Annotated in this window: 20 protein-coding genes; 15 read left to right on the forward strand and 5 right to left on the reverse strand. The window is 56.1% G+C overall.

Annotated features, from left to right (window positions below):
- Nucleotides 1-44: 44 nt before the first annotated feature.
- Nucleotides 45-2,336: a phosphatidylglycerol--membrane-oligosaccharide glycerophosphotransferase gene (gene opgB, locus Q7C21_RS05935; protein ID WP_375150501.1), complete on the forward strand. Its 2,292-nt coding sequence runs from the start codon at nt 45-47 to the stop codon at nt 2,334-2,336.
- A gap of 88 nt (nt 2,337-2,424) precedes the next feature.
- Here opgB and Q7C21_RS05940 read toward each other — a convergent pair whose 3' ends face one another.
- Nucleotides 2,425-3,138, reverse strand: coding sequence for a GNAT family N-acetyltransferase (locus Q7C21_RS05940; protein ID WP_375150502.1), 714 nt, complete (start codon nt 3,136-3,138; stop codon nt 2,425-2,427).
- Between the two features lie 100 nt (nt 3,139-3,238).
- Between Q7C21_RS05940 and Q7C21_RS05945 the strand changes: the two genes are divergently transcribed.
- Nucleotides 3,239-4,687, forward strand: a complete 1,449-nt coding sequence (locus tag Q7C21_RS05945) for a PLP-dependent aminotransferase family protein (protein ID WP_078804770.1) — start codon at nt 3,239-3,241, stop codon at nt 4,685-4,687.
- A gap of 5 nt (nt 4,688-4,692) precedes the next feature.
- Here the strand turns inward: Q7C21_RS05945 and Q7C21_RS05950 are convergent, their stop codons facing one another.
- Nucleotides 4,693-5,778 (reverse strand): LacI family DNA-binding transcriptional regulator, encoded by a 1,086-nt coding sequence (locus Q7C21_RS05950; protein ID WP_039658844.1) that lies wholly within the window; start codon nt 5,776-5,778, stop codon nt 4,693-4,695.
- A 193-nt stretch (nt 5,779-5,971) separates the two neighbouring features.
- Between Q7C21_RS05950 and Q7C21_RS05955 the strand changes: the two genes are divergently transcribed.
- The 4 genes from Q7C21_RS05955 (at nt 5,972) to Q7C21_RS05970 (ending at nt 9,538) form a co-directional block, all read left to right on the forward strand.
- Entirely contained in the window at nt 5,972-6,784 is an 813-nt protein-coding gene (locus Q7C21_RS05955) for an ABC transporter substrate-binding protein (RefSeq protein ID WP_039658846.1), read from the forward strand.
- Nucleotides 6,785-6,845: 61 nt separating this feature from the next.
- A complete protein-coding gene (locus Q7C21_RS05960) occupies nt 6,846-7,652 on the forward strand; it encodes an amino acid ABC transporter permease (RefSeq protein WP_039658848.1) in 807 nt (268 codons plus the stop codon).
- Complete coding sequence (locus Q7C21_RS05965) at nt 7,645-8,406, forward strand: amino acid ABC transporter ATP-binding protein (RefSeq protein ID WP_105099530.1); 762 nt, start codon at nt 7,645-7,647, stop codon at nt 8,404-8,406. Before Q7C21_RS05960 ends, Q7C21_RS05965 begins: the two co-directional genes overlap by 8 nt.
- 19 nt (nt 8,407-8,425) lie before the next feature.
- On the forward strand, nt 8,426-9,538 hold the full coding sequence (locus Q7C21_RS05970; protein ID WP_078804772.1) for an FAD-binding oxidoreductase: 1,113 nt from the start codon (nt 8,426-8,428) through the stop codon (nt 9,536-9,538).
- Nucleotides 9,539-9,571: 33 nt separating this feature from the next.
- On the opposite strand, the gene Q7C21_RS05975 is transcribed toward Q7C21_RS05970, so the two are convergent.
- Both Q7C21_RS05975 and Q7C21_RS05980 read right to left on the reverse strand, forming a co-directional pair.
- Nucleotides 9,572-10,087, reverse strand: a complete 516-nt coding sequence (locus Q7C21_RS05975) for an RcnB family protein (protein ID WP_078804773.1) — start codon at nt 10,085-10,087, stop codon at nt 9,572-9,574.
- Nucleotides 10,088-10,213: 126 nt separating this feature from the next.
- Nucleotides 10,214-11,467 (reverse strand): serine hydrolase domain-containing protein, encoded by a 1,254-nt coding sequence (locus Q7C21_RS05980; protein ID WP_375150503.1) that lies wholly within the window; start codon nt 11,465-11,467, stop codon nt 10,214-10,216.
- Between the two features lie 241 nt (nt 11,468-11,708).
- Here Q7C21_RS05980 and Q7C21_RS05985 point away from each other — a divergent pair, with 241 nt between their 5' ends.
- The 9 genes from Q7C21_RS05985 to Q7C21_RS06025 all read left to right on the forward strand — a co-directional run bounded on the left by Q7C21_RS05985 (nt 11,709) and on the right by Q7C21_RS06025 (nt 22,189).
- Entirely contained in the window at nt 11,709-12,377 is a 669-nt protein-coding gene (locus Q7C21_RS05985) for a YecA family protein (RefSeq protein WP_003850904.1), read from the forward strand.
- A 181-nt stretch (nt 12,378-12,558) separates the two neighbouring features.
- Nucleotides 12,559-13,152: a transcriptional regulator UhpA gene (gene uhpA / locus Q7C21_RS05990; protein WP_110411675.1), complete on the forward strand. Its 594-nt coding sequence runs from the start codon at nt 12,559-12,561 to the stop codon at nt 13,150-13,152.
- Nucleotides 13,149-14,648 carry a signal transduction histidine-protein kinase/phosphatase UhpB gene (uhpB, locus tag Q7C21_RS05995; RefSeq protein ID WP_140916165.1) on the forward strand — a complete coding sequence of 500 codons (1,500 nt, stop codon included), beginning with the start codon at nt 13,149-13,151 and terminating at the stop codon, nt 14,646-14,648. Before uhpA ends, uhpB begins: the two co-directional genes overlap by 4 nt.
- Before the next feature lie 9 nt (nt 14,649-14,657).
- On the forward strand, nt 14,658-15,986 hold the full coding sequence (locus Q7C21_RS06000; protein ID WP_003850910.1) for an MFS transporter: 1,329 nt from the start codon (nt 14,658-14,660) through the stop codon (nt 15,984-15,986).
- Between the two features lie 152 nt (nt 15,987-16,138).
- Nucleotides 16,139-17,530: a hexose-6-phosphate:phosphate antiporter gene (gene uhpT / locus Q7C21_RS06005; protein ID WP_375150504.1), complete on the forward strand. Its 1,392-nt coding sequence runs from the start codon at nt 16,139-16,141 to the stop codon at nt 17,528-17,530.
- A gap of 292 nt (nt 17,531-17,822) precedes the next feature.
- Nucleotides 17,823-19,301, forward strand: a complete 1,479-nt coding sequence (locus tag Q7C21_RS06010; protein ID WP_375150535.1) for a BglG family transcription antiterminator — start codon at nt 17,823-17,825, stop codon at nt 19,299-19,301.
- A 15-nt stretch (nt 19,302-19,316) separates the two neighbouring features.
- Nucleotides 19,317-19,790 carry a PTS sugar transporter subunit IIA gene (locus tag Q7C21_RS06015; RefSeq protein ID WP_050556834.1) on the forward strand — a complete coding sequence of 158 codons (474 nt, stop codon included), beginning with the start codon at nt 19,317-19,319 and terminating at the stop codon, nt 19,788-19,790.
- Between the two features lie 108 nt (nt 19,791-19,898).
- Nucleotides 19,899-21,323: a PTS fructose transporter subunit IIC gene (locus tag Q7C21_RS06020; RefSeq protein ID WP_375150505.1), complete on the forward strand. Its 1,425-nt coding sequence runs from the start codon at nt 19,899-19,901 to the stop codon at nt 21,321-21,323.
- Nucleotides 21,324-21,328: 5 nt separating this feature from the next.
- On the forward strand, nt 21,329-22,189 hold the full coding sequence (locus Q7C21_RS06025) for a ketose-bisphosphate aldolase (protein WP_039658865.1): 861 nt from the start codon (nt 21,329-21,331) through the stop codon (nt 22,187-22,189).
- 122 nt (nt 22,190-22,311) lie between these two features.
- Here Q7C21_RS06025 and Q7C21_RS06030 read toward each other — a convergent pair whose 3' ends face one another.
- A complete protein-coding gene (locus Q7C21_RS06030; RefSeq protein WP_375150506.1) occupies nt 22,312-22,896 on the reverse strand; it encodes a DJ-1/PfpI family protein in 585 nt (194 codons plus the stop codon).
- Nucleotides 22,897-23,120: the final 224 nt, after the last annotated feature.

A 23,120-nucleotide genomic window follows, 5' to 3' on the forward strand; every position in this document is an offset into this window, starting at 1 on the left:
TGGTTGCGTGAAGCCTCGCGTAACCCTGAAAAGAGGATTTCCCATTGTCCGAATTGGTGTCCGTCGCCTTGTTTCTGGCCGCTATTGCCATTTATTCCTGTAAAGCCGGGCGTAACAAATTCTGGTTTATTGTTGTTCTGATTCTGCTGGTGCTTTTCGTTGTGCTGAACGCCACCCTTTATGCCAGCAACTATTTTACGGGTGACGGCATCAACGATGCGGTGCTCTATACCCTGACCAATAGCCTGACCGGCGCGGGCGTCAGTAAATATGTGGTGCCGGCGATTGGCCTGATCATCGTACTGTTTCTGCTGTTCTGCCTGCTGTCGTGGATTCTGCGTCGGCGTAAGCGTCCCCATCACATGGGCTGGTCGCTGCTTGCGGCTGTCTGCGCGCTCGGCTCCGTGCAGACCACCCCGGCTTTTCGCCAGGTCGCGACGCTGATTGTGTCGCATACCCAACTGGCGGATTCTGACTTCGACAACTTCTACAGAGTGCCGCGTAATCGCATTGAGCAGCCGCACCTCAACGTGGTTTACATCTATGGTGAAAGCTTAGAGCGCACCTATTTTAACCCGATCGCTTTTCCTGGCTTAGCGCCGGAGTTAAGCCGGCAGAAAGAGCAGAGCATCGACTTCAGCGAAACCGAACAGCTGCCTGGCACCGATTACACTATCGCGGGCATGGTTGCCTCACAGTGTGGCATTCCGCTGTTTGCGCCGTTTGACGGCAATGCATCGGCGTCACTCTCCAGTTTCTATCCCCAGAACGTCTGTCTGGGCGACATCCTGAAAAACTCCGGCTACCAGAACTGGTTTATTCAGGGCGCCGATCTGCGCTTTGCCGGTAAAGATATCTTCCTGAAATCGCACGGTTTCGATCCCGAAAACCTGTATGGTTCGCAGGAACTGAAAAGCCGCGTTGCCGATCCCACCTACCGCAATAACTGGGGTTATTACGACGACACCGTGCTGGATGAAGTCTTTGAGAAATATCAGGAACTCTCACAGGCCGGTAAACCTTTTGCGCTGTTTACCCTGACCGTCGACACCCATCATCCTGACGGGTTTATCTCGCGCAGCTGCGATCGCCGGAGTTATAGCATTGAGGGCAAACCAAACCAGTCATTCAGTGCAGTCGCCTGTTCGCAGGAGCATGTTGCGCGTCTGATTTCGCGCATACAGGCATCACCGTGGTTCAAAAATACCGTGATTGTGGTGAGTTCCGATCATCTGGCGATGAACAACACGGCGCATGCATGGCTGGTTAAACAGCCTCGTCGCAATCTGTTCATGGTGATTCGCGGCGATAAACCGCAGGCGGAGCTGATGGAGGCGAAGCGCAGCACGCTGGATAATGGCGCCACGCTGCTGGATATTCTTGGTGGTGACAATGCGATTGGTCTGGGCCGCAGCAGCCTCTCCTCGATTTCGCTCTCCACCCAGTTCGACGATATGAAAAGTAAGGTGACGAGCTGGAAACCCGACATCATCCAGTTGTGGAACTTCCCGAAAAAAATAGACGACTTCACGGTGGATCAGGCGAAGAATACCTTCAGCTTCTCAGGTACCACCTTTAAATTGCCGATTCTGTTCCGTATCAGTGACAAGCATGTAGAGCCGATGCCGGAAGGAGAATATTCGGCTCCGCTGCGCTATCAGCTGGCCGATTTTGCCGCCGCTGATAAATTCCTCTGGGTCGATCGCTGTTTTAAAATGGCGCGGCTCTGGCAGCCTTCGCTGGCCCTCTCCGGCGATCTCTGTGTGGCGATGGGGCAGCTCGGTGGCACGCCGTCGGTGACGCACGTCGATAAAGCGCAGTGGAAAGGCAACGTGAAGTTCCCGGACGGCGCCGTCAGCGATGCGCGTTACCAGCAGAACCTGGCGCAGCTTCGTATTGAAGATAACAATATTCGCTACATCGCCGACAGCTTCCGGCTCGACGTGCCCGGCGCACCGGAGAGTGTTAAAAGCTTTAGCGGCATCTCACGACCAGAGATCTGGGGACGCTGGTCTAACGCCAATCTCGCACCAGAAGTGCATATCGACTATGTCGATGCGCTGCCCGCAAAGTTCGATCTGGTGATCACCGCGCGCGCATATGGCCCCAATGCACACCGCGCCATTCCGGTTCGGGTCGGCGACCAGCAGCAGTTGCTGTCGCTGGGTGAAGAGATATCGACGCATACCCTGCATTTTGACAATCCAACTGCCAGCCATCGTCTGGTGATTGCACCACCGGAGCCACAACTGAGTAACACCGGCAATATCACCGGTCAGGATCCGCGCAAATTAGGCATTGGTATGGTTGAAATTAAAATCGTACCACAGCCTTAACGCCCGTTTTTCTGGTCACGCCTCTGCGGATTACCGCAGAGGCCCATCACCTCAAATCCTGTCTGACTTAACCGGGTCAGCTCCCTGCTCAGGGCCTGTCGCGCAGCGCTTCCAGCTTCTCGCGCTGCTGACCGTCGGCGGTAAAGTTATCCGCGGCCAGCCAGCGCTGCATCCCCTTTTTCACCTGTGGCCATTCGCTGTCGATAATCGAGAACCAGCGGGTGTCACGCGAACGCCCTTTATAGACGATGGCCTGACGGAACTCGCCTTCAAAACGGAAACCAAGCCGTGCCGCCGCTTTTCGTGAAGGGGCATTACAGCTGTCGCACTTCCATTCATAACGGCGATAACCCAGCGTTTCAAACGCGTAACGCATTAGCAAAAAGTGCGCTTCCGTTGCCATGCGGGTCTGCTTCAGCCGGGGCGAAAAGGTGACATGCCCGACCTCCATCACGCCATGTTCAGGCTGAATGCGCATTAACGACAGGGTGCCCACTGCCTGCTCTGTAGCGAGATCGATCACAGCGAAATGCAGCGGGTCGCGGCTGGCCTCCATTTGCATTGCATAATCCTGAAATGCCTGCCGGTCACTAAACGGCCCCATAAACAGATAAGTCCAGTCACGCTCATCCTCCGCCAGCGACCACGCCTCAAACAGGGCATCGCTATGCCGTGCCACGCTGTAAGGCTCCAGCCGGCACGCCTGCCCAGTGAAAATCTGATGCTGCGGTAATGGACGGGTTCGCCAGTCTGGTAAAGGCTGACCGACCGGCTGACCATATTGATTAGTATGTTGTGACATGCTGCCTCCCGGCTACAGATGATATCTGCAGATTGCCACTATCATGGTGGGTTAAAAAGTACCACAATCATGAAAAATGATAGATCCACGGGAGCAGACGATGAAGCCACAGATCCCCCCTTTGCTGCTGGCTCCATTGATACCAGCCGGCGGTACGACGCTGCAACAGCAACTCTATCAGCGGATAAAACAGGGTATTTTGCAGGGTCAGCTTGCTGCAGGAACAGGGTTACCTTCCACACGTCAGCTGGCACTTGAGCTACAGGTTTCACGTAATACGGTGCTTAACGTCTGGACACAGCTTCAGGCAGAGGGCTATCTGATGAGCGATAGGCAAGGCAGCCGTATCAGCTCACTGGCTTTGCCGGCCCGGCAGGCGGATGACGACACGTTAGCCAGCTGGCCGCTGGCAAAACGGATGGATCCCTTTTATCTAAGTCAGTGGGCCGACACCGGCTCACTACCCCTGCGTCCCGGCATACCCGCCCTGAACCATTTCCCGATGGCGGCATGGCGACGAGCGCTGAGTCAGGTAACGCACCACACACCACCGCAGCTACTCGGCTATGGCGATCCGCTCGGCGATCCCGAACTGCGTGCTGTACTGGCGCAACAGTTGCGGATCACACGCGGTGTACGTTGTGATGCCGGACAGATTGTGATTACCGAAGGTGTGCAGCAGGCGCTTACGCTGTGCGTCGCACTGCTAAGCAATCCGGGCGACCATGGCTGGATTGAAGATCCGGGTTATCGCGGTGCCAAAGCGGCTCTGCAGGGCGGGGAACTTAACGTGATCCCCATCTCCACCGATCACCAGGGGCTGGCCCCTCAGCCGATACACTGGGAACAGACCCCGCCCCGTCTGATCTACACGACGCCCACCCATCAGTATCCCACCGGAGCAGTAATGAGTGCGTCCCGTCGTTTGGCGCTGATTGCTGCTGCGCAACAGCATCAGGCGTGGATTATTGAAGATGATTATGATGGCGACTTCCATTACCACGGTGAGCCTATTATGGCGATGCAGGGCATGACAGATAATGCCCCGGTTATCTACCTCGGCTCATTCAGCAAGACCCTGTTCCCTGCGCTGCGTATCGGTTTTATGGTGCTGCCCGCGCCGCTGGTCAAGCGTCTTCGACCGGCACTGCATCAGATCCTGCGCGGCGGAAACCGTCTGGAGCAGCAGGCGCTGACCCGTTTTATTCTCAATGGTGATTATCGTCGCCATCTGGGCAAAATGCGTCGTCTCTATCGTCAGCGACAGGCATTGCTGCGAACCGGACTACAGCGCGCTGCGGGTCAGGCGATTTCGTTGCTGGGCGGTAACAGCGGTATGCATCTGGTGCTGCCACTCGAGCCTCATCGGGATGACGTCGCCATTACCCGCAAGCTGCACCAGGCTGGCTACGCGCCTGGTGCTCTTTCGACTTTCTATCTGACTGAACCGGTGCAGCAGGGGCTGGTTATTGGATATGGTAACTGCAGAGACACACAGATTACCGCAGCCACAGGCCAGCTAAGTCGATTACTTGGCTGGCCCGGCTAACGTGATCATTTCGCGCTGATGAGGCTGGCCGGTGCGGCAATCGACTGGCGAATCATCAGACGGGCATCAAAGCGCGGCATCGGCCCGACGGCTTCGCCGCGTATCTCTGCAATCAGGCGTCGTGCCGCTTCACGGCCCATCTCATAGACTGGCTGTGCCACCACCGTCAGCGGCGGGGTGACAATCTCACTCCACGGAAAATTGTCATACATAACAAATGAGAGATCGGCAGGGATTCGCAGTCCGCGCTGCGTCACTTCACGCAGCAGCCACATCGCGACCACGCTGTCAGAGGCCACCAGCGCCGTGGGCGGCTGCGGACGCTGCCACAGCTCGGCCACGATACGGGCGATTTCCACTTCATCCAGCGCGTTCACTTTCACCAGCGTCGGATCAAATTCCACACCCGCGGCGGCAAAGGCCTGCATCATGCCGCCGACGCGCTGGGCGACTGGCGTCAGGCCAAAATCGCCTGGCGTGCTGTAGTCGGTTGCCAATGCCATGCTGGTGATATAGGCGATATAACGGTGGCCTGCCTCCAGTAACCGGGCGGTGGCGTCTGCGGCGACATCAGTAAATTCGCAGCAGATCGCCTCTACTTTAAGGCCATTCACAGCGCGATCAAACAATTTCACTGCTCTGCCCTCCTCCAGAACCTGAGTCAGGTGACTGTTGAGATGGTGCTCTGAACAGCAGGGCGCAACGATAATGCCGTCAACCCGCTTTTCCAGCATCACCCGCACCGCATCCTGCTCAGCCTGCAGCTTTTCATCGCTGTTACTGAGCAGCAGATGGTAACCGGCCGTGCGCGCCACATCGGCCATGCCGCGCAGCGCCAGGCCAAAGTGGGGATTTTCGATATCGCCGACAATCACTCCAATGGTATTGGAACGTCCTGTGTTCATGCTGCGGGCCAGAGCATTCAGACGGTAGCCCAGCGCGGTGGCGGCGCTGTTGACCCGCTCCTGCACTTCATCACTGACTGCCCCATAGCCTCCCAGCGCGCGCGCCGCCTGAGCTTTAGAGACTTTTGCTGCGCGTGCCACATCCGCCACGGTAGGCGCTTTCGATTGCCGTTTCTGACTCGTCATAATTATTTTGAATCACAGGTTGATGACAGGAATATTGACGCCGAAAAAAGGCTGTGCTTAAACTCATTGTAACCCCTTGAGACCGGTCTCACAATGCCCATGTCTTAAGGTGCCACCTGTGTTGAGACCGGTCTCAATTATAATCGCTGGCTCAACAGTCTCTGATGTTTAAACCTGCAAAAACGGATGAGCTATGAAATCGCAAACCCCCCGGGGCAAACTGCTGGGCACACTGCTCGCACTCTGTTCACTTTCGTTCTGTACGCTGGCTGCCAGCGATAACAATCCTTATGGGCTGATCGAACCCGACCAGCTACGCATCGCCAGCGTCGGCGACTCCAAACCCTATACCTTCACGGATGCCAGCGGTCAGTTCACCGGCTTCGACGTCGAATTCTTCAGAAATGTCGCCCACCGAATCGGAATCGATAAGGTCGATTTTATTGGTCAAGACTTCTCGGCGATTATGCCAGCAGTGGCCAATGGTCAGTATGACGCGGCGGTGGCGGCTATCGGCATCACCCCGGCGCGGGAAAAGACGGTCGACTTTTCAACCGGCTATCTGGCGGGATTTCTCACCGTTCTCACCCGCGCTGACAGCGGCGTGAAGAATGTCGCCGGCCTGGCGAAACACCGGCTTGGCGTCGTTCAGGGCACGCTGCAGGAGAGCTATGCCGTCGAACACTTCACCCAGACCGATCTTGTCCGCTTCCCGGATAACAACAGCGCCGTTTCCGCACTCAACAACGGCACGTTAGACGCCATCTTCCTCGACTATGAGGCGGCAAAAAGCTATGCCGAACGCTTCAGGCTGGTCTCTGCCGCCGACATCCCCTCGTTTGATGCACCGGCCGGCATTGCCATTGCCAAAGGCAAGCCCGCCTTCAAGGCCGCACTGGACAAGGCCATCAAAGCCGCCATGCAGGATGGCACCTGGCAACGGCTCTATGAGAAATGGTTTCCCGGATCGCCGATGCCAAAACAGTATCTGCCTGGCGGCCAGTAAAGAGGCGGACGTTCGCGTCCTGAGTTAACCGGGGGAACCCCCGCCCTGCATGGAGACGGCGATGGACTTGCTCACCATTCTTTCCCGCACCTTCTTTGATTTTCCATCCATGATGGAAGTGCTGCCGCAGATGCTGGCCACCGGACTGGTCAACACGGTGATTATCTCGCTGGCGGCAACGCTGCTCGGCACGCTGTTTGGTCTTCTGCTGGCGCTGATGGGCATCTCGCCTTCACGCTGGCTGCGACTGCCTGCCCGGCTCTATACCGATCTGTTTCGAGGTCTGCCCTCTATTCTAACTATTCTTCTGATTGGTCAGGGCCTGGCGCGATTCAGCTATCAGCTGTTCGGTCCGACACCCTACCCACTGGGGATCTTCGCGCTTAGCCTGATCGCCAGCGCCTATATGGGCGAGATTTTCCGCGCCGGTATTCAGAGTGTTGAACGCGGCCAGATGGAAGCCTGCCGCGCGCTGGGGATGAGTTATGGACGGGCAATGCGACTGGTGGTGATCCCGCAGGGGATCCGCCGCGTGCTGCCCGCCATCGTTAACCAGTTTATCGCCATCATCAAAGATTCCTCGCTGGTCTATCTACTGGGCCTGATGACCCAGCAGCGCGAGCTGTTCCGCGTGGGTCAGGATGCGGCGGTACTCACCGGCAATCTCTCGCCCCTGATGCTGGCCGGACTGTTCTATCTGATCATCACCGTACCGCTGACGCACATGGTCAACTATGTCGATGTGCGTTATCGCACTGGTCGCCGTCGCCTGACGGTTCCGCAAAGCGGCTTAAAAGAGGTGGATGAAGTCAGGCCGCCCAGCGGCGCACTGATCACGCATCCCCGCATCGGAGGCAACCATGAATAACCTGAGCAGCACAACGGACGCGACCTGGCACGGTGCCAGCCTGGAGCTGCGCGAGCTGACGCTGGCCTATGGCCCGATTGAGGTGCTGCGTAAGGTCTCGCTGCGGGTTGCGCCTGGCAGCACCACCTGCATCATCGGGCCATCCGGCTCAGGTAAATCGACACTGCTGCGCGGCATCAACCGACTGCATGAGCCGCAATCGGGAGATGTCCTGCTGGCTGACCGATCCGTGCTGCACGACAAGCCCGATACGCTGCGGCTGCGGATTGGCATGGTGTTTCAACACTTCAATCTCTTCCCCGATCACAGCGCGCTGGAGAACGTGGCGCTGGCCCCGTGGCGGGTCAAAGGCCTGCCCAAAGCGCAGGCGATGGCGATAGCGCGTCAGCGGCTGGAAGAGGTCGGGCTGGGTCAGCGCGCAGACCACCGGCCACGCGATCTCTCCGGCGGCCAGCAGCAGCGTGTCGCGATTGCCCGTGCGCTGGCGATGGATCCCGAAGTCATGCTGTTTGACGAGGCGACCTCCGCGCTCGATCCCGAACTGGTGAAAGGTGTCCTGACGCTGATGGCGGATCTCTGTCGTCGCGGCATGACGATGGTAGTGGTGACACATGAAATGGGCTTTGCGCGCAAAGTGGCGGATCAGGTGGTGTTTATGGATGAAGGCGAGATTGTTGAAGCCGGGCCGCCGGGCGCCATTTTTGATGCACCGCAGTCACCGCGTCTGCAACGTTTTCTCTCTGAAGTGCTGTAACTGAGTAAGGAACCTGATAATGGCAGTAAAAACTGAAATGAACGTGGTGGTACTGGGTGGTGGCGTCATCGGTGTGTCGACGGCGCTGGAGCTGACAAAACGCGGTGCCACCGTCACACTGGTGACCGAAGCCGCGCTCTGTTCCGGGGCATCGGGACGCTCGCTGTCGTGGCTTAACTCGGCGGGTGAACGCTCCTTGCCCTATCACGCGCTGCGTATGGCGGGCATTGATCGCTATCGCACCTTATTTGCTCAGCATCCTGACCTCGACTGGCTGCGTTTTGATGGCGGGGTCTGTTGGTTTAGCGACGATGAGGCCGGAACGCAGGCGCGGCATGCCTATGAAAAAGCACACGGCTACGACTCACAGCTAATAACCGCGGATACCGTGGCGCAGGCAGATGCGACGATCGATCCCGATGCGCTGCCGTCACAGGCGATATTCAATCCCGGTGAAGGCTGGGTCAGCCTGCCACACCTGACCGATTATCTGGTGAATCAGTTCCGGGCGCGCGGGGGTGAAGTGATAGAGCACGCCGGTAAAACCAGTGTGATCACCGGGCATGGCCGTGCCTGCGGCATCCGCAGTGATCTGGGAGAACTGCGGGCTGATGCGGTGGTAGTCGCCTGCGGCCCCTGGACACCGGATGTGGTTGCACCACTGGGCGTATCGATCCCCAACGGATCGCCCGTCTCAATGCTAGTGATCACTGAACCAAGCCAACATGAACTCAAAGCGGTGCTGAACACGCCACGCGCCGCTATCCGGCCCAACCCTGGCAACCGTTACGCTCTGGATCATGACTGGTATGAGGAAGATATCCAGCCACTGGCCGGAGGCGATTACCATATTGATAAGCAGGTGGTGGCGAAGCTGGCGGACGAAGCGAGCAGGCTATTACGTGGCAGCGAGTCGCTCAGCGTCCAGAGCTGGAAAATTGGCCTGAAGCCGATTCCCGGTGATGGCGATCCGGTGCTGGGCCAACTGCAGAAGGTGCCGGGCTGTTTTGTCGCGTTCACGCATTCGGGCGCAACGCTGGCGCTGATTGTCGGAGAATTACTGGCGGAAGAGATCGTAAGCGGTGAGAAGCATCCGATGCTGGCGAGCTTTGGTGCGGAGCGTTTCAGCTAAAAAAAGCCGGTCATTGCGACCGGCTGATTTTATTTAGCCACGGAAGAAGATATCGCCTGATTTACCCATGACGATTTTGCCGGTGTCATTGGTAATAAGAATGTAGTTGGCGTTGATATAGGCCCAGTGGGTATTTGCCTGCGGGGCGGGCAGATTACGCTTTTGCCACTCGGTGATGGTGTACGTTTTATCGGTGTACTTCTCTGGCACGATGTCACCGATTTTGTACTCTTTGTAGTCGATGATGATGGTGCTGAGTTCGTAATTAGGGCGTGCGCCGTTGGACGGTGCCGGAGAAGTCGGCGTCGTCGGCGTAATGCCATCATTAGATTGTGAGCTGGTCTGTGGCTGGTTTTGTGCGGCACCGGCGTCCGGCTGAACGCTGCCCGTATCAGGCGTAGCGGGCTGGGCACCCGGGTTTGCAGGCTGAATCTGCGGTGGTGGCGGAACGCTATCCGTTGCTTCGCCAGCAGCCTGTACAGCGGGGATCAGGCTCAGTGAGCCAACCAGTAATCCCATTGATAAAAGTACACGTTGAGTCCTGCGCATAATGATTTCCACGTTGAATTTTGACAGTCAGGCTAAAATTTATCGCACTTCAGTTCCGGTACGCTAATGCTATGTGTAAGGCAAAACAGCGCGATTCACTTTACTGCGCACAGCTCAGGTAACGGATCACTGTACGACCACTTTATCCTGAGTTGCCAAATCGACCAACAACGCAATGCCTAAATAGTTGCTCCAGTTAAAGCCGTTCTGCAGCACCACAATCGCATTGCCATGACGTTTATCGTAGCCGATAAAACTGGCATAGCCGCCAATATAGCCCACCTGATAAGTGATCTGCTGTCCTTCAATGGTGTCGGTGACCCAGGCGATATTCTGCGCCTGCGCGCCCTGCTGATACCACGGCCGGTTCACCGCCGCAAAAGCCCGACCCTGCGCCGTATCATCGGTGGCATTGAGGTGCGCGCGCAGATAGGCACTCAGATCGCGCGCATTGCTATAAAGACTGGCCGCGGCCACCATGTTGCCGTGAAAATGCCAGTCAGGCGTCAGCGTGCCACGGCGGATAAATTTCGGCTGATCGCCTGCATGGCCCAGCGCACGCAGCGGATAGCCCGACAGTGTTTCCGGCACAAAACTGCTCTGGTCCATCTTTAACGGCGTGAAGATCAGCTGTGACGCCAGCGTCTGAATGTCCTGATGAAAACGGGTGCGCACAATAAAACCGATCAGCGCATAGCCAAGGTTGGAGTAGTGTGGCATGCGTTCCGGAGGTGCTGAAAAATCCGCCAGATAACTCAGCAGTTTGTCGCTGTCGAGATTAATATAAAAGTTTTCGCCCGTATCCAGATAACGAACGAACTGCAGCAGCATCGGCAAATCCATATCCTGACGCGGCAGGCCTGAGGTATGCGTCACCAGTTGCAGCAGGGTGATGCGCTGCGCATCAGCACTAAGATGAACCTCTTTCGGTAGCAGGTCGGCCAGCGTGTCACTCCAGCGCAGCTTACCCTGTTCAACCAGCTGGATAATCACTTCAGCCGTCACGCCTTTACTCAGCGAGCCCAGCGCAAACAGGGTATCGGGCGTGATCGGATAGCGATGCGCCCCATCAGTAACGCCGAAAGGATAATAGCGGGTCGGGCCGCCGCGATGAATCACCGCAATGCTGATGCCGGGAACCTGCTTCTGCTGCATGTAGTGCTGCACGATGTCATCGACATTTTCGTGAAAGGTGGCGTGCGTCAGATAAACGCGGTCGCCCACCGGCGCGGAGGTTTGCGACAGCGTTCCGCAGCCCGCCAGCAGGAAGATCATGACGGGCATAAATCGCATAATGACTCTGCCGATCCCGTGGCTGCTCCCGGCCAGCCGTGCGAAGTATGCGGCAAAAGCCTGGCTGCCGGAGAATCCATTTTTCATTTAATAATCATCAGGTTAATTTTATTTACTACGCAGCAGCCTCTCTGTAGCGCAAAAATGTACCACAAAGTGCAGCAGGCTATCGCCTGCATAATGGGGTCAAAATGGTGTTAAACGCGGTTTAACCTCATGCCAGCGCCGGACAGGGTTAGCTGTGTTGAACGCCCACAAGGGTGTACACTGCTGCGGTTTTAAGGCTCAACGCCGCGCTGAAATTTTCACATGCCCGGGAGGCAACCGCATGAAAGAAGGCCCACTGTCCGAGAAAGAGCTGCAATGGCTGGAAGATATGCTGGAAAAATATGGCAGCGAAGCGTCGATTATTGATGTCTCCGAGCTGGATGGTCTGCTGACTGCCGTTCTCTCCGGCCCCACTACCGTTGAACCCAGCCAGTGGCTGGTGGCCCTTTGGGGCGGCGAGAAGCAGATTCCAAAATGGAGCAACGAGCGTGAAATGACGCGCTTTATGTCGCTGTGCTTCCAGCATATGAATGATGTGGCTGATCGTTTATCTGAGTTCCCGGAGCAGTTTGAACCGCTGTTTGGCATCCGCGAGATGGAAGGTCTGGAATTTACCGTGGTGGAAGAGTGGTGCTTCGGCTACATGCGCGGTGTCGCGCTGACCGACTGGTCTGCCCTGCCTGCGGATCTGCAGCCTGCGCTGGACGCTATCGCTCTGCACGGCGTGGAAGAGAATCTCGAAAAGATCGACGCCATGACGCCAGACGAAATGGAAGCCAGCATTGAGGCGATCCGCCCTGCCGCCCTGGCGCTGCACGATCACTGGATCTCTCAGCCGGAAGCGATTCCCGTGCCTCAGAAACCGGTCGCGGCAGAGAAACTGCCTGGCCGCAACGATCCCTGCCCGTGCGGCAGCGGCAAAAAATATAAGCAGTGCTGTCTGCATTGATTGACTGCTTAGCCTCACGATCTGCCGGGCGGCTATTTGGCCCGGCATGCTTCTCTCACGATCCACGACAGTTTGACCTGCATCACTCTACCCATCCCCTTACCTGAATAGACTGCTCACGACTTGAACAGCTTCACGCTTATCGCTAAGGTAAGCGCGATTTTACCCGTCAGGAATAACCATGATCACCATCGCGCTGATTGACGATCACCTCATCGTCCGCTCCGGCTTTGCCCAGCTGCTGAGCCTGGAATCTGATTTCCAGGTGGTGGCGGAATTTGGTTCAGGCCGTGAGGCGCTGGCGGGTCTGCCCGGCAGGAGCGTGCAGGTCTGCATCTGCGATATCTCAATGCCGGACCTTTCCGGACTGGAGCTGCTGAGCCTGTTGCCCACGGGAATAGCCACTATCATGCTCTCTGTCCATGACAGCCCGGCACTGGTGGAGCAGGCGCTGAATGCCGGTGCGCGTGGCTTTCTTTCCAAACGCTGTCGTCCCGATGAGCTGATCGCGGCGGTGCGCACGGTCTCCACAGGCGGCTGTTATCTGACGCCAGAGATTGCGATCAAGCTGGCCACCGGTCGGCAGGACCCGCTTACCCGACGTGAACGTCAGGTGGCGGAAAAACTCTCACAGGGCATGGCGGTTAAGGAAATTGCCGTTGAGCTGGCGCTGTCACCGAAAACCGTACATGTCCATCGCGCGAATCTGATGGAGAAGCTCGGCGTCAGCAATGATGTGGAGCTGGCGCGCCGCATGTTTGATGGCTGGCAATGAGTCCTTTTGTTTCGCGGCTGATCTCCGTTGTCGCCAGCTTTTTTATCTTTTCGGCGGCCTGGTTCTGCCTGTGGAGTATCAGCCTGCATCTGGTGGAACGCCCGGAACTGGCGGTGCTGCTATTCCCGTTTGGCCTGCGTCTGGGGCTGATGCTGCAATGTCCACGCGCTTACTGGCCGGTGCTGCTGGCAGCTGAGTGGATCATGCTGGTCTGGCTGGCGAAGGTGGTCGCGCTGGCGCATCTGCCGCTGTTAATGGCGGGCAGTGTACTGACGCTGCTGCCAGTGGCGCTGATCTCCCATTACCGCCATCAGCGTGACTGGCGCACGCTGCTGAGCCAGGGTGCGGCACTGATCGCCGCGGCGCTGCTGCAATCTCTGGCGTGGGCGGGACAGCAGGAGATGCTGAACGCCCTGCTACTGACGCTCACCGGTGGTCTGACGCTGGCCCCGACCTGCCTGGTCATCTGGCACTATCTCACCAGCACCCGCTGGCAGCCGCTGGGGCCGTCGCTGGTCTCACACCCGGTCAACTGGCGCGCCCGGCATCTTATCTGGTATCTGCTGCTGTTTGTCATCAGTCTCTGGTTGCAGCTTGGCCTGCCCGCTGAACTGTCGCGCTTTACGCCATTCTGTCTGGCGCTGCCGATTATTGCTCTGGCCTGGCACTACGGCTGGCAGGGTGCGCTGATCGCGACGCTGATGAATGCAATCGCGCTGATCGCCAGCCAGACCTGGCACGATCATCCGGTCGATCTTCTCCTCTCACTACTGGCCCAAAGTCTGACCGGACTGCTGCTGGGTGCGGGTATCCAGCGGCTGCGCGAGTTGAATCAGTCGCTGCAGAGCGAGCTGGCGCGCAACCGGCTGCTGGCGGAACGGCTGGTCGAAACAGAAGAGAACGTACGCCAGGAGGTGGCGCGCGAACTGCACGATGATATCGGCCAGACGATTACGGCAATCCGCACCCAGGCGGGCATTGTGCAGCGCCTTGCGCCGGATAATGGCCGGGTGATCCAGAGCGGCGTCCATATTGAGCAGCTCTCACTCGGTGTCTACGATTCAGTGCGGCGACTGCTGGGACGTCTGCGACCCCGCCAGTTAGATGACCTGTCACTTGAACAGGCAGTCCGCTCCCTGATGCGTGAGATGGAGCTGGAGGATTGCGGCATCGTCAGTCACCTTGAGTGGCGTATTGATGAGACGCTGCTGAGCGAAGCGCAGCGCGTCACGCTGTTTCGCGTCTGTCAGGAGGGGCTGAACAACATTGTAAAACACGCCAGCGCCAGCGCCGTGATGCTGAAAGGCTGGCAACAGGATTGTCGCGTTTTGCTGGTGATTGAAGATGATGGCTGCGGTCTGCCGCCAGGTTCCGGTCAGCAAAGCTTTGGTCTGGTCGGGATGCGCGAACGCGTGAGTGCGCTGGGCGGCTCCCTGACGATCTCCTGCACCCATGGAACCCGCGTCAGCGTGCATCTGCCGCTGCGTTCGGCCTGAGGAATCACCGTGTTTAACTTCCTGAAAACGCCCGCTAACGCCGCCCCGCTGCAGGACAAAGGTGAGATTGATAGCCGCTATCGCTACTGGCGACGGCACATCATGTCAACCATCTGGATCGGCTATGCCCTGTTCTACTTTACCCGCAAAAGCTTCAACGCGGCAGCACCTGAAGTGATCGCCAGCGGTGTGATGATGCGAACCGATATCGGCCTGCTGGCGACGCTGTTTTACATCACTTATGGCCTGTCGAAGTTCTTCTCCGGTATCGTCAGTGACCGCTCCAATGCCCGCTATTTTATGGGACTGGGGCTGATCGCTACCGGCGTGGTCAATATCCTGTTTGGCTTCTCCACCTCGCTATGGGCTTTTGCGCTGCTGTGGACCATCAACGCCTTTTTCCAGGGCTGGGGCGCGCCGGTCTGCGCGCGCCTGCTGACCAACTGGTATTCGCGTAACGAGCGCGGCGGCTGGTGGGCATTATGGAACACCGCGCACAACGTTGGCGGTGCGGTTATCCCGATCGTTATCGGCGCGGTGGCACTGCACTATGGCTGGCGAACCGGGATGATGATTGCGGGCAGTTTAGCGATACTCGCCGGACTGTTTCTCTGCTGGCGTCTGCGCGACCGGCCTCAGACTGTCGGCCTGCCCACTGTAGGCGACTGGCGACAGGATGAGATGGAGATGGCGCAGCAGCAGGAAGGCGCAGGTCTGAGTCGCAAAGCGATCCTGACCCGCTACGTGCTTTTCAATCCCTATATCTGGCTGCTGTCATTGTGTTACGTGCTGGTCTATGTGGTTCGCGCCGCGCTCAATGACTGGGGGAATCTTTACATCTCCGACACGCTGGGGGTGGATCTGGTGACGGCCAACTCGGTAGTCACCCTGTTTGAGCTGGGCGGTGTGATAGGCGCGCTGGTCGCGGGATGGGGCTCGGACAAGCTGTTTAATGGCAACCGTGGCCCCATGAACCTGATTTTTGCAGCCGGGATTTTGCTTTCCGTCGGCTCACTGTGGCTGATGCCCTTTACCAGTTACGTGATGCAGGCTGCCTGCTTTTTTACTACCGGTTTCTTCGTCTTCGGCCCGCAGATGCTGATCGGCATGGCGGCTGCCGAGTGTTCGCATAAAGAGGCGGCGGGCGCGGCAACCGGCTTCGTCGGTCTTTTCGCCTATCTCGGCGCGTCACTCTCCGGCTGGCCGCTGGCGTGGGTAATCGACGTCTGGCACTGGAGCGGCTTCTTTGCGGTGATTGCCACGGCGGCGGGGATATCCGCCCTGCTGCTGTTGCCGTTTTTAAATGCTCAGGCGCCGAGATCCCTGCCTGAAGCGTGATACGCCTCTCCTTTTTGCCCAAGGTGGGGCAAAACTAAGAAATTTTCCTGGTTTCGCCTGGATGCTGTCTCAGGCCAGTCTGGCGGCAAGTTTTTACAATGCCAGCCATTAGCTGCCCATTGCAGCTATTCCAACCAGGAGAATCCCCTTACATGCTGGCATTCCTCAAACAGGTGCGCAGACCAACGCTGGATCTGCCAATCGAACTGCGGCGCAAGATGTGGTTCAAGCCGTTTATGCAGTCCTATCTGGTGGTCTTTATCGGCTACCTGACCATGTATCTAATCCGCAAAAACTTCAATATCGCGCAGAACGATATGATCACCACCTACGGACTGAGCATGACGCAGCTGGGGATGATCGGTCTGGGTTTCTCCATCACCTATGGCGTCGGGAAAACCCTGGTTTCTTATTATGCTGACGGCAAAAATACCAAGCAGTTCCTGCCGTTTATGCTGATTCTTTCGGCCATCTGTATGCTGGGTTTCAGCGCCAGCATGGGCACAGGTTCCGTCAGCCTGTTCCTGATGATCGCCTTTTATGCTTTAAGCGGATTCTTCCAGAGTACCGGCGGCTCCTGTAGCTACTCCACCATCACGAAGTGGACGCCGCGCCGCAAGCGTGGCACCTATCTGGGGATGTGGAATATCTCCCACAACCTCGGCGGTGCCGGTGCGGCAAGCGTGGCGCTGTTTGGTGCCAATGTGCTGTTCAACGGCCATGTGATTGGGATGTTTATCTTCCCGTCTATTATCGCGCTGATTGTTGGTTTTATCGGCCTGCGCTACGGCAGCGATTCCCCGGAGTCTTATGGCCTGGGCAAGGCCGAAGAGCTGTTTGACGAAGAGCTAAGCGATGAGGATAAAGAAGCTGAAGATGAGTCGATGACCAAATGGCAGATCTTTGTCGAGTACGTACTGAAGAACAAGGTGATCTGGCTGCTCTGCTTCGCAAACATCTTCCTCTATGTGGTGCGCATCGGGATCGATCAGTGGTCAACGGTTTACGCCTTCCAGGAGCTGAAGCTCTCTAAAGAGGTGGCGATTCAGGGCTTTACCCTGTTTGAAGTGGGTGCACTGGTGGGTACGCTGATGTGGGGCTGGCTATCCGATCTGGCCAATGGCCGTCGTGCGCTGGTGGCCTGCGTCGCACTGGCGTTGATTATCGCCACGCTCGGGATCTATCAGCATGCCAGCAACCAGTATGTCTATCTGGCCTCGCTGTTCGCACTGGGCTTTCTGGTCTTTGGCCCACAGTTGTTAATCGGCGTTGCCGCGGTCGGCTTTGTGCCGAAAAAAGCGATTGGCGCAGCGGATGGGATCAAAGGCACTTTCGCTTACCTGATTGGTGACAGCTTTGCTAAGTTAGGTCTTGGGATGATCGCTGACGGCACACCGATATTTGGCCTGACCGGCTGGGCTGGCACGTTCGCCGCACTGGATATCGCCGCTATCGCCTGTATCTGCCTGATGGCGTTGGTTGCGGTGATGGAAGAACGCAAGATTCGCCGCGAGAAACGACTACAGCGTTTGAAGATGGTGTAAAGATAAACTCTGGCCCGGCGTAAGCCGGGCTTTTTTTGGCAACTGGTATGTCCCAGACTGGCTGCCGATTAGCCTGCAAAACCCTCCCAATCTCTTCCCTCACATTTTTCACCCCACCCGAATTATTTCAAAAATACCCCTTCAGGTGGTCAGCCTGCCCACTCTGTTGTGGCCATGTTTTAATATTTACATGGCTGAGGGCCTTTGTTTAGATGATAACTGACACCTCGAATAACAAATTAAGCGGAACCTGATGATGATGAAGGCGCTGACTGAGCGGCAACTGACGATTATGCGACAGCTTATTTCTCATAACAGTTACGTGAGCCTGCAATTTATTTCTGAAAAAACAGCCATCACCAGCCGAACCTTACGCCGCGACATCGCTGACATTAATGAAAAACTGGCTGACTTGGGGATCAATATCAGCGGAAAAAGTGGGAGAGGGATCACAATTAAATTCTCTGATGCCCAGGCAGAAATAGCTGCGCGCCGGATTTTTTCAACCGAGGTGGATGATTTCAGCAGCAACTTCAGAATGCTAAAAATAGCATCGGATTTATTAATGCTTTCACCAAAAAGTTCATCCATTAGCGAGCTCGCGGATAAATACTTTATCAGCCGTGCGTCGATAGTGAATGATTTAAAAACACTGGAAGTCTGGTTGCATCAGTTTAATTTAACGTTATTGAAAAGTCGCGTCGGCACCAGTATTAAAGGCAGTGACCAGAATATTCGCATGGCGATGAAAGCGCTGGTATTAAAATCGATTTATAACCGTCAGGACATGATGGAAAGCCGCCTGGATGAAAGCACGCTGCAGGAGCTTTCAGAGAAATTTGGTCAGCAGGCTGTCCATTTTACCCTGCAACTCATCAATTTTATTGAACAGAAACTGCACTATACGATTAGCGATCCTTACTACATTAATTTGTTTACCCACATTCTGGTGCTGATTCACCGCAGTCACTCGCCGATGCCCAGGACCGACGCGCGCGCAGTGACCATGAACAGGGTCAGCGATCATCACGCCTGGCAGGTTTCGCTGGCGGTGGTAGAGCGCATCGAGACCGCCTGTAACACGGTGCTGGTGGCTGAGGAGTCTCACTCTATCTATCAATATCTTGTCTCCTCCGGTAAAGCGGGCGGTGAAGTACCACTGCAGGATGAGTCGTTAATTTCGGAACGTGAAACCCGCTTTGCGCAGGAGTTGATTCGCCGGGTGGCGCAGCGCATCAACATTGAAATCACGACCGACCAGAACCTGCAGGCGTCGTTGTCCTCGCATATCAAGCCGATGCTGAACCGTCTGAGATATCACATCCGGATTAAAAATCCGCTGCTGCATGATATCCAGACCGAGCTGGGAACAGTGTTTGCCGCCGTCAAAGCGGTGATCAACCAACTGACGCAGGAGTACAGCCTGGATGAAATCAGTGACGATGAGGTGGCGTACCTGACGGTGCATATCCAGGCGGCCATCGAAAACAGCATCAAAGTTAAGCGGGTACTGCTGGTCTGCTCCAGCGGTCTGGGCACGTCGCAGCTGCTTTACGGGCGGATTATCCGCGCCTTTCCCGACTGGAAGATCATCGACATCGTACCTGGAAAAAATATCGCGGACTCCCTGAAACGCCATGAGTGTGATGTGGTGATCTCTACTATCCGGCTGGAGCCGCTGGAAAAACCGGTGGTTTATGTTTCAGCCCTGTTTTCGGCGAAAGATATCGCAAGAGTCACAGAGTGTCTGGTATCGAATTCAATTAATTAATAATGGAGAAGTAACATGACAACAGCCGTGGCGATTAATGAAGTGCTGAAAGAAGAGTGCATTATTCTCGATGTCGATTGCCAGACGAAAGAGCAGATTATTTCTCAGCTGACTGACCTGCTCTGCCAGACCGGCGCGGTGACCGATAAAGCAGCGTTTCTGAAGGATGTTTATCTGCGTGAAGAATTAGGCTCTACCGGATTTGAAAATCATATTGCGATTCCGCACGGTAAATCTGCTGCCGTCGCAAAAACCCGGATTGCCGTGGGCCGTTTACGCCGCGATATTCCATGGGAAACCATTGATGGCACCAGTGTTCGTTTAGTGATTCTTTTCGCGGTAAAAGAGTCTGATAAAGATGTCGGCCATATCAAAATGCTCGCCAGAATATCTATTGCGCTGGGCGATGAAGATGTCGTCGAACAGTTACTGACTGTCCCGCATCGTGAAGAGATGTTTCATTTGCTGTTATCCCGCTCGGGAGCCTGAATAAACCGGAGAGTGTAATGAGATAAAAAGCTTAAGGAGGTATTCCAGGTTGTAGCCATTCCTTCAGACCGAAAAACATAAATATAAAATTTTCACTGGAGAACGTTTATGAACATTATTGCCATTACCGCCTGTCCTACAGGTGTCGCCCACACCTACCTGGCCGAAAGTAATTTGAAAAAAGCGGCTAAAAAACTGGGCCTGAATGTATTAGTTGAAACCCAGGGCGCGATTGAAAGTGAATATATTTTCAGCGACGACGATATTCATCGGGCCGACGTGGTGTTAATTGCCGCGGATAAGAAAGTAGAGATGGCGCGCTTCCAGCACAAAAACGTGATTGAGGTGCCCGTCACCCGAGCCGCAAAAGATGCCGAAGGCCTGTTAAACGCCATCGTGAACGGTGAGCTGGCTCCCCGCTTGGTGGATTCAGCATCGCAGACGAATGCGTCTGAACCGGCTAACAGTGCCCGTGAAACGTCAGGTTCCCGCTCCTGGATGTCTGAGATTTATGTGCATCTGATCACCGGTGTAAACCTGATGATTCCGTTTGTCGTGGCGGGCGGCATTCTGATCGCCCTGAGCTTTTCATTCGGGATTACCGCGGCCACACCAGGGGACGCGAATTTCAGTCCGATAGCGAAGATGCTCTCTGATATCGGCGGCGGTTCGGCTTTTGCCCTGATGCTGCCGATTCTGGCACTGGGCATCAGCCAGTCTATCAGCGGCAAAGCGGGCATCGTGGCGGGCGCAGTGGGCGGGATGATGGCGATCCACACCGGCTCCGGATTCCTGGGCGCACTGATTGCGGGATTCCTGGCCGGATACATCACGCTGTTGATCAATAACCATATTCATCTGCCTAAAGCGGTCGCCGGCCTGAAACCCATTTTGATTGTGCCGCTGCTGAGTGTGCTGCTGACCGGTGCACTGATGGCGCTGTTGATTGGTGAGCCGATTAAAATGCTGCTCGGCTGGCTGACCGCCTTCCTGAGTTCTCTGGGTAACGCTAACGCCGCCCTCCTCGGTCTGCTGTTCGGCATGATGGTGGCCTTCGATATGGGCGGCCCGCTGAACAAAACCGTCTGTATGTTTGCGATTGGCCTGATGTCGAGCGGCATCTATGGACCGATTGCCGCCTGTATGGCGGCGGGCATGGTGCCGCCGCTGGGCATCGCGCTGGCAACCACCCTCTTCCGCCGCAAATTCACAGAGCAGGAGCGTGAAACCGGCAAAGTCACTTACATCCTCGGCCTGTCGTTTATTACCGAAGGCGCGATCCCCTATGCGGTCGCCGATCCACTGCGCGTCATCCCGGCCATTGTGGCGGGTTCCGGCCTCGCAGGCGCCCTGTCGATGATGCTGGGTTGCGCTTCCCGCGCCCCGCACGGCGGCATTTTCGTCATCTTCATTCCTAACGTGATCAGCCATGTCATGGCTTATCTGTTTGCGATCGCTGCAGGCAGTCTGCTGACAGCGCTGATCCTGCTGTTTCTGAAAAAAGATATCTCCGTTCCTGAACAACAAGGATAAAACCTATGCTTTACAACATGAAAGACTTGCTCAGCGTTGCACAACAGCATCAGTTTGGTGTCGGTGCATTCAACATCGCCAGCGCGGAATTTGGACGGGTGGCGGTTGAGACTGCCGAGCGGCTGGATTCACCGCTGATTCTGGAGATCCATCCTGAGGAGATGGCCTTCACCGGCCCGGAATTTATTGGCTATCTGCGGACGCTGGCGATTCAGGCACGGGTGCCGGTGGTGATCCATCTGGACCATGGCCGCTCGCTGGAAGAGGTGATGAAAGCGATCTACGCCGGTTTTACCTCTGTAATGATTGACGCCTCGTCTCATCCTTTTGAGCAGAACATTGCGCTGACGAAGAAGATTGTCGAGATAGCGCACACGATTAATGTTTCCGTGGAAGCGGAGCTGGGCACCATCGGTGTGGCGGAAGGCAGCGGTGAAGGCGGCAGTAACGAGATTCTCTATACCGATCCGCAGCAGGCGGAGACCTTTGTGCGCGAGACCGGCACCGATACGCTGGCCGTCGCCATCGGCACCTCGCATGGCCTCTATCCCAAAGGGAAGCAGCCGAAGCTGGATATCGAACGTCTGCAGCAGATCCGTAAGGTGGTGGATATCCCGCTGGTGCTGCATGGCGGGTCAGGCAACAAAGACAGCGAGGTCGCGGAATCCATTCTTTATGGCGTCGGTAAAATCAATATCTCCAGCGATATGAAGAAGGCCTTCTTCGTGGCGCTGGAACAGGAACTGAAACAGGGTGGACACGAGCCTAATTCACTCTTCGTTAAACCGATGCAGGCGGCAGGTGAAGTGGTCGCGGCGAAGATGGCGCTGTTTAATTCAGTGGGGAAAGCGGCGCTGTATCGGTAAGCCAGTCGCCAATGACTAGTGGAACACGGCTGCGATTCAAAGAGACACTGAGGATTCGGTGTCTCTTTTGCTGCTATCACAACACTCAGCGCTCTGTGCGGCTGACTAAAATTCAGGGGCGTTTAGCGAAGCGACCTCTTCAGCCACGGACGATAATAAATGTGTTCAGCCTGGAAATCGACCGCGCCTTTATTACCGGTGAGACGCTGAGCCAGCGTTAATGCAAAATCGAAGGCGACACCCAGCCCCCGGCCACTGAGCAGATTGCCATCCTCCACCACATCCTCCATTACATACTCGCCATCTTTGACCTCCAGCCCCAGCTCGCCTGAACATGTATAGCGACGGCCTTTCAGAAGGTTATTGCCACCCAGCACCCGGGCGGCGGCAGAGCAGATAGGGGCAATCAACATGCCGGCGTCATCATGTCGCTGAATTAAAGCAGTAACAGCAGAGCTGGCGGCCAGATTCTTAGAACCCTCAGGCCCGCCTGGCATGATCAGCGCATCGAATAAATGTGCGTCCGCTAATTCTTCAATCAGCGTATCTGTTTTAATGACAGCACCGTGGTAACTGACGATCTCGCGCTGAGGCTCACAGGCAACGGTGGTGACAGTGATGTCCAGCCGGCTGAGTATATCGAGAGTAATAAACGCTTCTGCTTCTTCAAATCCTGTGGCCAGGAGTAATGCTGCATTTTTGGACATATTGCCTCCGATGATTCTCAATAAATGAAACACTGTTTCATTTTAATGGCATTCTACCAGAAGTTTTCTGCTGTCGATGACTCTGTTTAAAAAAGGGAGGGTTTACAGCGTGTGCATGACAGGATGCCACTGGCAGCGCGCGGGGCCGCTGGTCTTTATTCATGCGTGAGCCATGAGCTGGTTTTTCTGCGCGGGTGATCTCGTCCTCTTCAGCCGGGTTCATG

The sequence above is a fragment of the Pantoea sp. ANP04 genome, from assembly GCF_041982285.1.
Classification (GTDB): Bacteria; Pseudomonadota; Gammaproteobacteria; order Enterobacterales; family Enterobacteriaceae; genus Pantoea; species Pantoea eucalypti.